This window comes from Streptomyces sp. NPDC058157, from assembly GCF_042884105.1.
Taxonomy (GTDB): Bacteria; Actinomycetota; Actinomycetes; order Streptomycetales; family Streptomycetaceae; genus Streptomyces.
Window position 1 is genome coordinate 44,948 of record NZ_JBHVUQ010000026.1, and the last position, 14,152, is coordinate 59,099.

The window sequence follows — 14,152 nt, forward strand, 5'->3', positions numbered from 1 at the left end:
CGCCCGGCACCCTTGCCAGGCGCTGGACAATGGAGGGTGGCCCGGAGGAATTTCGTACGCGCAGGAGGACACGCATGGCAGAGCCCGAACGGACCGAGCGGAGGCAGCGGCCGGCGCCGCTGCTCTTCGAGCCCTCGGAGGCCGTCGCGGACCCGGAGCACTTCTTCGACCTGGAGTCGATCGAGGACCCGCGGGAACTGCTGGCACGCGCGACCGAGCTGACGCTGGCCTTCCGGGCCGCCCAGAGCCGGGCCGAGGAGTTCCAGGCCCTGGCGGCGGCCCAGCTGGCCGACCCCCGCCGCTTCGACCGCCTCTCCCCGTCCGCGATCGCCGAGGCGGCGGAATGGACCGAGGACTACGCCCGCCGCATGATCGAGTTCGGCGAGGACCTCCAGCGCGGCACCCCGCCGGAGGCCTGAGGGCCGGGCAAAATACCGCATCCGACCCCGCCCTGTCCCGGTTTTCGGTAACTCGTGGGAACCGACACACTACGCGCGGTAGACATTGGCATATGACGATCCTGACGACGGCCGCCGCCCGCCCCGCCCTCGACGGCATCGACGCGCGCACCGCGCCCGCCACCCAGGTCACCCCGCAGGGTGCCGCCTGGCTGGCCTCCGCCTGCGTGCACCCGGGGAGCACCCTCGCGGTGTGGCAGGGGCGGCCCGACGCGCACGCCGTGCTGCCGTGCGGGACCGCCTTCGACGTCGTCAACGTTCCGCTCGTGCTCGGCCGGCGGATGCTCGACCTGCTGTGGGAGCGCGGGCCCGGGTCGGGGCCCGCCGCCGTGCACCGGGGGCGGATGCTGCTGTTCGCCTCGCCCGGGACCGCCCACCGCCTCCCCGCACTGCTCGCCTGGGAGGAGTGGGGACCGGCCACACCGGCCCCGGCGCCGCTGTGCCACGGCCACGGCGACGCCGTGACCGTGCCCCCGCTGCGGCCCGGCTCCGGGCCCTCCCGGTGGCTGGTGGCGCCGGACACCCGGCTGCCCTGGCTGCCCGGCCCCGACTGTCTGCTGTGGGCGTTCCTGCACGCCGCGCGGGGTCCGGCCCCGGTATCGATTTCCGGTCCGGCGGATCCGGATGCTAATGTCTACGACGTCAGCAAGCGCCGCTAGCTCAGTTGGTTAGAGCAGCTGACTCTTAATCAGCGGGTCCGGGGTTCGAGTCCCTGGCGGCGCACAGACGGGAGAAGGCCCCCACTCATCGAGTGGGGGCCTTCTTCGTGTCCGGCGTCCGGTGCCAGACGTCCGGCCTCAGGTCGTGATCTTCACCGTGTACGCCCCGGACAGCGTCCGGTCCGCCACCTCGATGGTGATGTGCTCCCCCGGGACGGTGAAGGTCTCCCCCACCTCCAGCGGGGCGTCCGCCAGCGGCGGGTACACCGAGCGGTCCCAGCAGGCCTCCGTGCGGGGATGGCCGTCCAGCACCTCGATGGGGCCGCCGCCCGAGGCCGCCTCGTTGCGGACCCGGTAGACCAGCACCCCCTCCGTGCAGGTGTCCCCGTCGTTGCCGGCGGAGGCGCGCGCCTCGACCGCGATCGCGCTGCCGGTGCCCGTGCGGATCACCGCGAGGCGGGTGCCGCCGGTGGCTCCGGGCCGCAGGGGCTGCGAGAGCGGCTGGAGGGTGTGCAGGGAGGTCCCGGAGCGCACGCAGTCGACCTGGGAGGCGTCCAGCCAGCCCAGCTTCCACTTCTGCCAGCCGAACAGGTCCGGGGCCATCCCGAACTGGCTGCCCATGACGTCCCAGTCGCCGACGTACGTGTCCCAGTCGCCCTTGCCGTCCGTCGGGCGGTGGTAGAGGTCGGGCAGGTCGAAGACGTGCCCGGTCTCGTGCGCCAGCACGTTGCGGTCCGGCGGGTGCCGCTCGAAGACGGTGACGATCCGCCTCAGGTCGGTGCCGTCGGCCCGCAGGGGGCGGTCGAAGTTGACGACCTTGGTGGCGTCGGAGTCCACGCCCGGGGCGTTGGGGTCGGCGACGAAGTACACGATGTCGTACCGGCTGAAGTCCACCGACGGATCGGCGGCGGCCACCGCGTCCCGCAGGTAGGCGGCCCGGGCGTCCGGGGCCCAGTCGCGCCGTATCCCGTACGCGGTCGACGGGCGGGGCATCCTGATCCACTGCTGCTGCGGGTGCGGGACCAGCCGGAAGCGGCCGTAGGAGGCCCGCTCGAAGAAGTCGCTGGTCGCCGGGAAGTAGTCGGCGGCCAGCTCCTTCGGCGTCACGGCTGTCCGGTGGTCAGGGAAGGAGAGGAAGACCATCACCGCGTGGAGCGTGCGCACCGGCTTGGGGTAGGCCCGGTTCCAGGTGTCCAGGCCGAGGGAGTGGTGCGCGGCCGTGCGGGTCAGCGCACAGGGCCCGCCGGTGGCGGGGCTCGCGGCCACGGCGGGTCCCGCGACGAGTGACATGGCGGCGAGCGCCGTCATCGAGGTGAGGATGGCCGCCGTACTTCGCATGCGGGAGCGGTCCACTCCCCCGGGTGTCAGCTGTCGCGGCACATCGACCTCCGGTGGTGGATTCGTCCTGTTCCATCCACCTTGAGGTGATTGTCTTACTTATGCCCCGTTCCTCTGCCCCACACGAGTGAGCACTACGGCAAGCCGGTGACCCCCGGAGCTGACGCACGGACGTACGGAACGTCACGACCGGTCACCCGGGATCAGACCTGGTCCCGGTGTGCTCACGGGCGTGCGGAATCGGTCACCCGGCGATGGTCGACGGAACGTCAGGAACCGGCCGACGGAACGTCAGCACGGCGACGGCCCGTGCCCCACACGGCGACGCCGCTGGATAGGGCCCCCGGCAGCCTCTATGATCGGCACACTTTCCTGCACCGACACTCACGAACACTGCGGGAGCCAAGGGTGAACGGAAGCTCAGAGGGAACCGGTTCGGCGGCCGACAGCATCCGATCGGCCCTTACGGAGCGTCACCCAGCAGTGCCGGCCGTGCCGGGCATGTCCGCACCGCCGGCGCGGATCGCGGCCGCCGGCACCGGCGCCGACGTCAGGGCGGCCGGGGTGATCGGCGGTCCGGCAGCGGGCGAAAGCCGGGACTACCGCGCCGCCTTCGACGCGGCGCACCTCGCCATGGCCCTCGTCGGCCGCGGCGGCGACGTCATCGCCGCCAACCGGGCGCTGGCCGCCCTGCTGGGCGGCGAGCCGCACGAGCTCACCGGGCAGTGCGCCGCCGACCTGGTGGACCTGGCCGCCGAGGCCCGCACCTGGCAGGCGTACCAGGAGGTGCTGCGCGGGCGGCAGGCCCGGCTGCGCTGCACCCGCCGCCTCAAGCACCCCGACGGGCACTCGCTGTGGACCGAGGTCACCCTGGGCCCCGTGCCCGGCACCCAGGACGTGCTGCTGTCCGTCGCCGACATCAGCGACCGGCGCGACCTCCAGGCGCGGCTGCGCCACCTCCAGATGCACGACCCGGTGACCCGGCTGCCCAACCGGGCGCTGTTCTTCGAGCGACTCTCGGCGGCCCTGGAGGCCTCCGCGTACGGCAGCGGCGGGACGGGCCGGATCGGCCTGTGCTACCTGGACCTCGACGGGTTCAAGGCCGTCAACGACACCCTGGGCCACCGGGTCGGCGACCGGCTGCTGACCGCCGTCGCGGCCCGGCTGACGCACTGCGCCGACCAGTCCGGCTACGGGCGTTCGGGCGGGCACCTCGTGGCCCGGCTCGGCGGCGACGAGTTCGCGCTGCTGGTCGAGGACTCCACCGGCACCGAGCAGCTCGCGGACCTGGCGCGCAGCGTGCTGGCCGCCGTCCAGGAGCCCTTCGACCTGGCCGGGCAGCGGCTCTCGGTGTCCGCGTCGATCGGCGTGGTGGAGCGGGACGCCGCCGGGACCTCGGCGACGGGCCTGATGCAGGCGGCGGACACGACCCTGTACTGGGCGAAGGCCGACGGCAAGGCCCGCTGGACCCTCTTCGACCCCGAGCGCAACGCGCACCGGATGACGCGGCAGGCGCTCTCCAGTTCGCTGCGCCCGGCCGTCGAGGGCGGCGAGTTCGAGCTGGAGTACCAGCCGCTGGTGGACCTGGAGAGCGGGGTGGTGCGCGGGGTGGAGGCTCTGGTGCGCTGGAACCACCCGCAGTTCGGCACGTTGACGCCGAATCGGTTCATCGGGATCGCCGAGGAGGACGGGTCGATCGTGCAGCTGGGCCAGTGGGTGCTGCGCACGGCCTGCCGGCAGGCGCGGCGCTGGCAGATCGAGCAGCCCAGCGACTCCCCGGTGTTCGTGTCGGTGAACGTGGCCGTGCGCCAGGTGTGGGACTCGGACCTGGTCGGGGACGTGGCGGAGATCCTCGCCGAGACCGGGCTGGCCCCGCAGCTGCTCCAGCTGGAGCTGACGGAGTCCGCGGTGATGGGTTCGGCGGGGCGGCCCCTGCAGGCCCTCCAGGCGCTCAGCGACATGGGCGTGCGGATCGCGATCGACGACTTCGGCACCGGGTACTCGAACCTGGCCTACCTGTCGCGGCTGCCGGTGTCGGTGCTGAAGCTGGACGGGTCCTTCGTGCGCGGCTTCCGCTACGAGGAGGGCACGCACCCGAACCCGGCCGACGAGACGATCGTGGAGGCCCTGGTGCAGCTGGCGCACCGGCTGGGGCTGACGGTGACCGCCGAGTGCGTGGAGACCGCCGGGCAGGCGGCCCGGCTGCGGCGGGTGGGGTGCGACACCGGTCAGGGCTGGCTGTACTCGCGCGCGGTGGCCCCGGAGCGGATCGCCGAGATGATCAGCGCCCGGCCGGACGTCAGCGGGCTCTGAGGTCGCCGCGCCCCCGGGCGCACGGCCGCCCCCGGCCCGGGAAGGGGCTCGGGGGCGGCCGGCGCTCGGCGCCGGGTGGGGGGATCAGCAGGCGCCGAGGTCCTTCCAGACGCCCCATTCACCGGTGGTGCCGGGCACCTCGTTCTGCGTCCACCACTGGGCCTTCCACTTGTGGCCGTTGTACGCGACCTCGCTGCCGCCGGTGTAGACCTGGCCCGCGACGTACGCCGGGGTGCTGCCGCAGCCGGCCGGCGGCGTGGTCGGCGGGGTGGTCGGGGGCGTCGTGGGCGGGGTGGTGGGCGGAGTCGTGGGAGGCGTGGTCGGCGGGGTGGTGGGGGGCGTGGTGGTCCCGCCGAGGGCGTCGTTGATCTGGTTCAGCAGGGTGGTCTTGTCGTCCAGGCCGAGCAGGGAGTACATCATCGCGCCGGCCAGGCCGCGGCTCTTGCCGTAGTCGACGCGGGCCTGGATGGACTTCTGGTTCAGGCCGGTGAAGAACTCGCCGTCCTTGTAGAAGTACGAGGCCTTGGCCTGGTCGTCCCAGAAGGTGGTCGCCGGGTTGTCGACGATGCCGCCGAGCTCCTTGTAGTTGGCGATGCCGGCCTGCTGCGAGGTCGGGCGGGCGCCGGAGGGGCCGGTGGCGGTCTGGGCGAGGCCGTTGGTGGTGCCGGCGGGGACGCCCTTCCAGCCGCGGTAGTAGAACTCGTAGCCCAGGGTCAGCTTGTTGGCGGGGAAGCCGCCCGCGATGCCGTAGGCCGGGTTGCCGTCGAGCCAGGAGTCGATGGCGTTCTTGACGCCGTACTTCTGGGTGCCCGGGGCGATCGGGTCGGTCGGGTCGGCGGGCGAGTTCAGCAGCGGGGACTGGTGGTAGGTCGGCCCGTCGCCGTCCCAGGCGCCGTGCATGTCGTACGTCATGATGTTCGCGTAGTCGAGGTACGAACCGATCTTGTCCGTCTCGATGTACTTGATCTTGTCCTGGCCGGCCGGGAGGGCCGCGGTGAGCAGGTACTTCTTGCCGCCGTTGGCCTGGCCGTAGGCGTCGAGCTGGTCGCGGAACTCCTTGAGCAGCAGGGTGAAGTTCTGCTTGTCCTCGGGCGCGTAGTGGTTGCCGAGGTGGCCGCCGGAGGAGCCGGGGTACTCCCAGTCGATGTCGATGCCGTCGAAGATCCCGGCCGCCGTGCCGGAGCCGCCGTAGCCGTCGGCCTTGGGGATGTTGCCCTTGATGTACTGGTCGATGCAGGAGGACACGAACTTCTTGCGGGAGGCGTCGGTCTTCGCCGCGTCGCTGAAGTACTTGGAGTAGGTCCAGCCGCCGATCGATATGTTGATCTTCAGGTTGGGGTACTTGGCCTTCAGCTGCTTGAACTGGTTGAAGACGCCCACGATCGGCTGGTCCCACTTGTCGGCGACCCCGCTGACGCTGTCGGCCGCACTGAAGGACTTGCTGTAGTCGGCGTACGAGTCGCCCGCCCCGTCACCGGCGTTGGGGTTGTTGTCGTCGCCCGCCGCCTTGTTCGCCTCGAAGCAGGTGAGGTCGGTGGGGTGGATGTTGCCGAACGAGTAGTTGATGACGTCGAGCTTGCCCGCGATGCCCCGGGTGTCCAGGTGCTTGGGGTAGAACGCGTTGCCGTACACGCTCCACTGGTCGTAGTACGCGATCCGCACGCCGCCGGCGGCGGCTGCGGAGCCGGTGGCCGCGCCGGCGGCCTGGGCGGTGCCGATTCCCGCGAAGGCGGCCAGTGCCCCGGCGGCCAGCGCGGCCGTGGCGGCGGCCGCGACGAGGGGTTTACGGATGTGCATGAACTGCCTCCGGGGGGTGGGAGGGGAGGGCATCAGCTTCGGGTGAGAGAAGTGATAGCGATCACGGCGCACCCCAGTCAATGGTTTGGACCAAATAAGGACTAGACCACTGGGCCGGTAAATCCCCTCGTCAGAGGCGTGGGAGCACAGCAGAAACCGCCCGCCACCCCGGGTGACGAGCGGTTTAAGGCTGCCTTAGGTCATGCTCCGGCAAGCTTTCGGCAACAAACCAGCCAAACCCCGTTCTCCTGCGTCCGGTTGGAATCGAGTCCGGAACTAGGCGGTCACGGGCATGCTGTACGCATCTGCGACGAGCCCGTACGAGCGCAGCCGGGCGGCCCCGCCGTGCGCGTTCGCGGTCAGCATCAGCTCGTCCGCGCCCGTCCGCGCCACCAGCGCGTCGAGCCCGGAGCGGACCTCGTCGGGGGTGCCGTGGACGATGTTCGCGAGCCAGCCGTCCACGAACTCCCGCTCCAGCGGGGTGAAGGGGTACGCGGCCGCCTCCTCGGGCGTCGGCACCAGCCCGGGCCGGCCGCTGCGCAGCCGCAGCATCGACAGCGCCCCGGTGAGCACCTGGGCGCGGGCCTCCTCCGCCGTGTCGGCGGCGAGCGCCGAGACCCCGATGAGCGCGTACGGGGCGTCCAGCACGGCCGAGGGGCGGAAGCTCTGCCGGTAGAGGTCCAGGGCGGGCAGGGTGCCGGCGGCGGAGAAGTGGTGGGCGTACGCGAACGGCAGCCCGAGCTCCCCCGCGAGGCGGGCGCTGAAGCCGGACGAGCCCAGCAGCCAGACCGGGGGCCGGGCGGCGGGCCCCTGGACCGGGCCGGGGACGGCGTGCACGCGGGCGTACGGGTGCCCGTCGGGGAAGTCGTCGTCGAGGAAGCGGGTCAGCTCCGCGAGCCGCCGGGGGAACTCGTCCGCCGCCTCGTCCAGCCGTCCGGGCCCGCGCAGCGCGGCGGCCGTACGCGGGTCGGTGCCCGGCGCCCGGCCCAGCCCGAGGTCGACCCGGCCCGGGGCGAGGGCCTCCAGGGTGCCGAACTGCTCGGCGACGGCCAGCGGCGCGTGGTTGGGCAGCATGACCCCGCCCGAGCCGAGGCGGATGCGGGAGGTGTGCGCGGCGACGTGGGCCAGGATCACCGCCGGGGAGGAGCTGGCGACCCCGGGCATGGAGTGGTGCTCGGCGACCCAGTGCCGGTGGTAGCCGCGGGACTCGGCGAGCCGGGATATCTCCACGCTGGTGCGCAGGGAGGCGTGGGCGGTGCTGCCGGCGCCGACGGTGACCAGGTCGAGGACGGACAGCGGCACCGGCGCCGTACCGCGGACGGTCCCGCGCACCGGGCCTGCGGGGGCGGCCTCCGGAGCGCCGGGGGCGGGCGCGCCGGACCCCGTCGCGCCGGCTCCGCCCGCGTCGGGTCCCGTACCCTCGGGGCCCGTGGCCTCGGTGTCGCTCATCGTCGTCGCTCCCGTTCCGTCCGGCTCGTGCGCCCCAGTGGGCGCCCGTACGGAGAAGGGGAACGGAGACCGCGCGCCGGGCATTCCCGGCAGACCGGGACAGGTCCATGACCTTGGCATATGCCAGGCGGATAGACCAGGTCAGAGGGGCTCGATTGAGCCATCAATCTCCTCAACAGACGCTCCACGTGGGCCTCTTGATGGCTATCGTGGTAGAGCAAGCGGTAACAACCTGGTAGGGGGAAACCGTGGCGCTGAAGCCCGAGCCGACCGCGCCGTTCCACTCGGTGCAGTACGCCCTGCGCGTACTCGAAACGATCTCGCGGCACACCGGTGGTGTGACCGACGTGCAGATCGCGCGTGAGACCGGCCTGCCCGCGGTCCATCTCACCCCGATGCTGCTCATGCTGCGCCGGGAAGGGTACGTGCTCCAGGTCTCCGACGGCGCCTACGCCATAGGCGACTCCCTCGTCCTGCTCGGGTCCGGGTCCGACCGCCGGCAAGCCCTCCAGGAGAAGCTCCAGGACACCCTCGACCGGCTGCGCGACTCCGTCGGCGCGGCCGTCTACATCAGCCGTTACGTGGACGGCGAGGTCCGGATCACCCAGTTCGCGGACAGTCCGCGCACCCCCAAGGTCCACGAGTGGGTCGACTTCCGCTCCGCGGCGCACGCCAGCGCGGTCGGCAAGTGCCTGCTCACCCAGCTCGACCAGAACGGACGGCGCGACCACCTGTCCCGCCACAAGATCGCCCGCCTGACGTCGAAGACGATCGTGAACGAGCGGATCCTGTTCTCCAAGCTGGACAGCCAGCCGGCCACCGTGCCCGTGCTGGACCTCCAGGAGTACGCCGTGGGCACGGTCTGCGCGGCGGTGCCGATCACGGCCGGGGCGGCCGTGGGCTGCCTGGCCCTGTCCATGCCCGTCGAGCACGCGCACCGGCTGCGCGCGGCGGCGGACGAGCTGAACCGGAAGGCCGCGCCGCTGCTGCTGTCGCTCACGCTCTGAGCGGGGCCCGGCGGCCCGGGCCGGTCCGGGCCGGCCCGGAATGCACTTCGGGCGGTTCCCGGTGAACCGGAAACCGCCCGAAGATCAGGTGCGCCGCCAGGGACTCGAACCCCGGACCCGCTGATTAAGAGTCAGCTGCTCTAACCAACTGAGCTAGCGGCGCCTGCTGACAGAGAAAATACTACCTGCTCCCCAGGGGTGCTCCAAACCGGTTCCGCGCGGTCACCAGGGGAGGGCGGCGACCTCGGTCCCGTCGGGGGTGCGGACCCGGACCGTGCCGGTGTCCCCGTAGACCTCGTGGCGCCATTCCGCGAAGAGGTGCGCGACCCGGCGGGCGTCCTCGCCGAGGCCCTTGCCGACGGAACCGGTGGTGAAGACGACCCGGGCCTCGGAGCTCCCGCCCGCCTTGCGGACCCGGACCTCCTGCGTACCGCGGGACGGCACGAGCCGGTCCGGGTCGCCGCGGTGGCGGGCGTAGTAGGCGTTGAACTCGCGGGTCATGTCGTACCAGCCGTCCACGACCGGGCAGGGGCGCGCGGAGCCGCCGTCGCCGCCGTCGGTGGGCGGGCCGGGGGTGCCGGGGTCCTGGTCGGTGGGGGGCTGGGGGGTGCCGGGGTCCTCTTCGGTGGGGGGCTGGTGGGTGCCCGGGTCCTCGTCCGTCGGGGGCTGGGGCGTGCCCGGGTCCTCGTCCGTCGGGGGCTGCGGGGTGCCCGGGTCCTCCTCCGTGGGGAGGTTCTGGGCGGAGTGGGCGCAGGTCGGGGTGGGCGGCAGGGGTGGGGGCGGGGCGGCGGCCCGGTCCGTCCCCTGCGTGCCGCAGGCCGCCAGGGCGAGGCTCAGGAGCAGGGCCGCCGTGGCCACCCAGGCCTTCGCGGCCGATGGTGCGGTGGGTGGTGTGGTGGGTGGCGTGGTGGGTGGTGTGGTCGTCATGGGGAACCCCCTCCCCGGGGAAGAGGGCCGTTCGCGCCCTCCGGTTCCGCTCAGCGCTCCAGGAGGTCCCGGCGACGCGGTGCCAGACGGGCTCGGGGCACAGGAACCCGGTACGGCGCAGGGCGGCCCGGTGGACCTTGTTGGTCGCCGTGACGGGCATGGCGTCCAGGATCCGCACGTAGCGCGGGGCCATCTTCGTCCCCAGGTCCGGCTGGGCGGCGAGGAAGGCGGTGAAGGCCTCCGGGTCGAAGGACGCGCCCTCGCGCAGGGCCACGGCGGCCATCACCTGGTCCCCCGCCGCCTCGTCCGGGACCGCGTACACGGCGACGGCGGCCGCGGGCTCCCAGCGGGCCAGGATGTTCTCGATCATCGCGGCGGCCAGGTTCTCGCTGTCGACGCGCAGCCGGTCGTCGGTGCGGCCCGCGAAGTAGAGGAAGCCGTCCGGGTCCCGGAAGAACAGGTCGCCGGTCCAGTACCAGTCGGCGCGGGTGCGGGCGGCCTCGGCCTCGGGGTTGCGCCAGTAGCCCTCGAAGCGGTTGCGGCCCCGGTTGACGAGTTCGCCTATGGCCTCGTCGCCGTTGCGGAGGCGGCCGTGCGCGTCGAGGTCGGCCGGGGGGCAGTCGCGGCCCGTCTCCGGGTCGACGACGGCCAGGTCGTCGCCCGCGGCGGCCCGGCCGAGGGCGCCGGGTGGGGTGTCGGGGGTCCGCTGGACGGAGGCGCCGCCCTCGGTGGCCCCGTACCCCTCGACCAGGCGGACCCCGAACCGCTCCTCGAAGCGGGCCGCGTCCACGGCTCCGGCCTCGGTGCCGAAGCCGAGGCGCAGGGTGTGCTCGCGGTCGTCGGGGCGGGGGCCGGTGGCCAGGAGGTACTGGACGGCGCGGCCGACGTAGGTGAAGTAGGTGGCCCCGTAGTCGCGTACGTCGTCCAGGAAGGCGGAGGCGGAGAAGCGGCGGCGCAGGGCGACGGGGGCGCCGGCGGCGAGGGCGGGCAGCCAGCAGGCCATGACGGCGTTGCCGTGGAAGAGGGGCATGCAGACGTAGTGGACGTCGTCGGGGGTGACCCGGAACTGGCGGGCGAGCGAGTGGCCCGCGCCGGCGAGGCGGCCCTGGCTGCAGAGGGCGGCCTTGGGGGCGCCGGTGGAGCCGGAGGTGAAGTAGAGGAGCAGCCGGGTGCCCGGGCGGGGGCCGCCGGGGCGGACGTGGGCCTCGCCGGGCTTGGCGGCTGCATAGGGGGCGAGCAGGGCCTCGTACTCCTCGGTGCCGGTGACGAGGATCCGTACGCCGGGCAGGTCCAGGCCGCGCAGGAGCGGGAGGTGGGCGGGCTCGGTGACGAGGAGGCGGCAGTCGGTGTGGAGGATGTCGCGGGCCAGCTCGGGGCCGCGGCGGGTGGGGTTGATCCCGGCGACGGCGGCCCCGGCGAGGGCCGCCGCGCCGAGCCAGAAGGGGAACTCGGGGGTGTTGTCGAGCAGCACCCCCACGTGCGGCTCCGCGTCCGGCGGCAGGAGGTCGGTGAGGAGCGCGGCGCGGGCGGCGGCCTCCTGGGCGGTCCGGTGGCGGGTGAGGACGGTCGGCGGTGTCCGGGTGGTCCCGGGGCCGGGGCCGGGGCCGACCGCGGCTCCGGCCCTGGCCCCGGCCCTGGCCCCGGCTCCGGCTCCGGCTCCGGCTCCGGCTCCCGCGCCGTACTTCAGGCCGGGCCGGTGGTCGCCCCACTGGCGCGCGATGAGCTCCGCGACGGTCTCGGGTCCGGGGTCGGTTTCGGTCGTCGTCCGCATGCCGCCGGAGGGTAGCTGACGTTGCGTCAGAACTGAACGTCGGAGCAGGCGTAGAAGGCCATCGCGGTGTCGTTGACGGTCCAGACGGCGAGGATCATGTGCCGGCCCGTCTTGCCGGCGGGCATGGCGCCGCGGTGGATGGTGGTCATGTCCGGGCGGCCGCCGTTGTAGGGGACGACGAGGAAGGGCTGGGGGTCGAGGGAGGCGCGGGTGAGGGGCTTGGTGGGGTCCCAGCCGTTCTTGGTGACGTAGTACTTGAAGTCGGTGGTGGAGTGGTTGGCGGTGAACTGCCAGCGGAAGTCGAAGGGCTGGCCGGAGTTCACCTTGGTCGCGGGCCAGGTGCCGCCGCGGGGGTCGTCGAGCTGGGCGAACTCGCTGTGGCCGCCGGAACAGATCTGGCCGTCGGCGGGACCGGCCGCCGGGAAGCCCTTGTAGCCCTCGACGCTCTGCGGCTCCCACTGGATGGGGCCGCAGTCGGGGACGGTCTTGTTGGCGCAGAGCTTCTGGCGGCTGATGGGGGTGTCGGTGTAGCCGTGACCGCTGGCGGTGGGGGCGGTGAACAGGGTCGCGCCGGCGAGGAGGGCGGCGCCGATCGCGGTGGCGCCGGCGGCGCGTCCGGGTATGCGGAAGGGACGCATGATGCTGCTCCTTGGGTGTGGGGGGAGAGCCTGGCGGGGCTGATGTGGCTGATGCAGCTGGTGTGGCTGATGTGGCCGATGTGGTTGGTTGCGCGGCTGGTGCGGCTGGTGCGGCTGGTCGTGCGCATGGGTGTGCGTGGGTGTGCCCGGGTGGGGACGGGCGCGGGGGCGGGGTGCGGGCCGCCTGCGGGGACTAGGTCTAGACCAAGTCCCAAGTCCCACAGTATTGACGGCAGTTGGCCCTGTCCATCCCCATGCGAAAACGGGTGGTCCGGTCATTACCGGCCACCCGTTTCCCTGTTGAGCGGTGTTGTGGCGGTTATTGATCGGACCTGCCGGTGTAGAAGGCGACGGTGAGGTCCTTCACGAGCGCCTTGCGCTCGTAGTCGTCCAGCTCGACGATCCCGCGCGAGGTGAGCCGGTGCACGGTGTCGTCCACCGCGTCCACGACGGAGGTGAGGACGGTGTCCCGGTGCTTGGCGTCGATCGCCGCGATCCGGCGGCGGCGCATCGCCTCGGCCACCTCCGGGGCGTACTCGATGCGGGTGGGCTGGGCGGAGAACACCTCGATGCCGATGGCCTCGGTCTCGGCGGCGAGGGTGCGGGTCAGCGCCTCGCCGACGGCCTCGGCGTCGCGCAGGGTCGGGGCGTCGTCGTGGAAGGCGTCGGCCGGGAGCCGGGACAGCACGCGGGCCGTCGCCGACTCGACCTGCTCGGCGAGGTAGTCGATGTGGTCCTCGACGGCGAGGGTGGCCCGGGCGGTGTCCCGGACCTGCCAGACGACCTGGACGACCACCTGGAGGGCGAGGCCGCCGGAGTCGACGGCGGGCATGGGCTCGCTGCGCCAGTGCCGCAGCCGCACGTCCACGCGGCGGCGCAGCAGGAGGGGGCTGATCCAGGTCAGGCCGGTACGGCGGACGGTGCCGCGGTAGCTGCCGAAGAGGGTGAGCACCCAGGCGTGGCCGGCCTTGGCGCGGCCGAGGCCGCCGAGGGCGAGGAGGGTGACGACGCCGAGGAAGGCGAGCGGGGGCCAGTGGGTGGCGCGGAGCCCGTGGTAGGGGCGGGGCGGCACCCCGAAGGCGGCGACGAGGGCGGCGGGGACCACCCCGGCCCGCCACAGCACGGCCGCGCAGCCGGTGAGGGCGAGGGCGCCGACGACGACGGCGGTCCACCCGGGCAGCACGGGCCCCCGGTGCTCCCGCAGCCGCTCGTCCCCGCGGGGCACCCGCCGCCCGGCCGGCGCCGTGCGGTCGGCGGGGCGGCGGGCGGGGGCGGTCGCGGGGGTGGCCGTGGCGGTGGCCGTGGCGGTGGTTCCGGGGGTGGTCACGGCCCGGGCGCGGAAGGGCAGGTGGACCGGGACCTCGGTGACGGCGGCTCCGCGCACGGGCGCACGCCGGGCGAGGGGGCCGGGGCCCTCGGGGGTCTCCGCCGTCCCCTCCCGTCGGCCTTCGATCCCCCGCGCGACGGCCTGCGCGACCACCTCGGCCACCCCGGGCCCGGGCACCCCGGCGCCGTGCGGATGCGGGATCCCCGCGGGGGGCTGCGCCGACGGGCGGGGGGCGCGCCCGCGCCCGGCGCCTTCGGCTGCGGGGGCGTGGGGCTCCGCCGGGGTGGCGTGGGCGTGGGCGTCGGGGGCGGTGCGGCTGGCGGGGGGCGCGGGTTCCTGATCCACGTGGGTGGCGGGGGCGTGGGGGGCCGTGCGGGTGGCGTGGGGGGCGGGGGGGGGGGCGGGGGGCGGGGGGTCGGGGGCGGCGGCGGGGGCGGGGGCGTCGGGGACCGGGGGGGGGGCGGGCGG

9 protein-coding genes, 2 tRNA genes and 1 pseudogene are annotated in these 14,152 nt (G+C 73.7%); 5 read left to right on the plus strand and 7 right to left on the minus strand.

Annotated features, from left to right (window positions below):
• Nucleotides 1–74: 74 nt before the first annotated feature.
• The 3 genes from ACFVXK_RS09700 to ACFVXK_RS09710 all read left to right on the plus strand — a co-directional run bounded on the left by ACFVXK_RS09700 (nucleotide 75) and on the right by ACFVXK_RS09710 (nucleotide 1,181).
• The gene (locus tag ACFVXK_RS09700) at nucleotides 75–419 is read left to right on the plus strand and encodes a hypothetical protein (protein ID WP_389610965.1); all 345 of its coding nucleotides are present in this window, start codon (nucleotides 75–77) and stop codon (nucleotides 417–419) included.
• A gap of 92 nt (nucleotides 420–511) precedes the next feature.
• The gene (locus ACFVXK_RS09705) at nucleotides 512–1,117 is read left to right on the plus strand and encodes a bifunctional DNA primase/polymerase (RefSeq protein WP_389610966.1); all 606 of its coding nucleotides are present in this window, start codon (nucleotides 512–514) and stop codon (nucleotides 1,115–1,117) included.
• Nucleotides 1,108–1,181, plus strand: a tRNA-Lys gene (locus ACFVXK_RS09710). Before ACFVXK_RS09705 ends, ACFVXK_RS09710 begins: the two co-directional genes overlap by 10 nt.
• A gap of 74 nt (nucleotides 1,182–1,255) precedes the next feature.
• Here the strand turns inward: ACFVXK_RS09710 and ACFVXK_RS09715 are convergent.
• A complete protein-coding gene (locus tag ACFVXK_RS09715; RefSeq protein ID WP_389610967.1) occupies nucleotides 1,256–2,455 on the minus strand; it encodes a M6 family metalloprotease domain-containing protein in 1,200 nt (399 codons plus the stop codon).
• Nucleotides 2,456–2,863: 408 nt separating this feature from the next.
• On the opposite strand from ACFVXK_RS09715, the gene ACFVXK_RS09720 reads away from it, so the two are divergent.
• Entirely contained in the window at nucleotides 2,864–4,768 is a 1,905-nt protein-coding gene (locus tag ACFVXK_RS09720; protein ID WP_389610968.1) for a putative bifunctional diguanylate cyclase/phosphodiesterase, read from the plus strand.
• Between the two features lie 84 nt (nucleotides 4,769–4,852).
• On the opposite strand, the gene ACFVXK_RS09725 is transcribed toward ACFVXK_RS09720, so the two are convergent.
• A complete protein-coding gene (locus tag ACFVXK_RS09725; protein ID WP_389610969.1) occupies nucleotides 4,853–6,565 on the minus strand; it encodes a glycosyl hydrolase family 18 protein in 1,713 nt (570 codons plus the stop codon).
• A gap of 276 nt (nucleotides 6,566–6,841) precedes the next feature.
• Nucleotides 6,842–8,014, minus strand: coding sequence for an LLM class flavin-dependent oxidoreductase (locus ACFVXK_RS09730; RefSeq protein WP_389610970.1), 1,173 nt, complete (start codon nucleotides 8,012–8,014; stop codon nucleotides 6,842–6,844).
• 248 nt (nucleotides 8,015–8,262) lie between these two features.
• Between ACFVXK_RS09730 and ACFVXK_RS09735 the strand changes: the two genes are divergently transcribed.
• On the plus strand, nucleotides 8,263–9,021 hold the full coding sequence (locus tag ACFVXK_RS09735) for an IclR family transcriptional regulator C-terminal domain-containing protein (RefSeq protein WP_358895552.1): 759 nt from the start codon (nucleotides 8,263–8,265) through the stop codon (nucleotides 9,019–9,021).
• An 89-nt stretch (nucleotides 9,022–9,110) separates the two neighbouring features.
• On the opposite strand, the gene ACFVXK_RS09740 is transcribed toward ACFVXK_RS09735, so the two are convergent.
• From ACFVXK_RS09740 to ACFVXK_RS09755, 4 genes and pseudogenes are all read right to left on the minus strand, one after another.
• Nucleotides 9,111–9,184 (minus strand) — tRNA-Lys (locus tag ACFVXK_RS09740).
• An 831-nt stretch (nucleotides 9,185–10,015) separates the two neighbouring features.
• Nucleotides 10,016–11,719: pseudogene (locus tag ACFVXK_RS09745) on the minus strand (AMP-binding protein); the annotation flags it as partial.
• 26 nt (nucleotides 11,720–11,745) lie between these two features.
• Nucleotides 11,746–12,357 carry a lytic polysaccharide monooxygenase gene (locus ACFVXK_RS09750; protein ID WP_389610971.1) on the minus strand — a complete coding sequence of 204 codons (612 nt, stop codon included), beginning with the start codon at nucleotides 12,355–12,357 and terminating at the stop codon, nucleotides 11,746–11,748.
• Between the two features lie 319 nt (nucleotides 12,358–12,676).
• Nucleotides 12,677–14,152, minus strand: a 1,476-nt coding sequence (locus ACFVXK_RS09755) for an SPFH domain-containing protein (RefSeq protein WP_389610972.1), incomplete at its 5' end; no start/stop codon positions are given.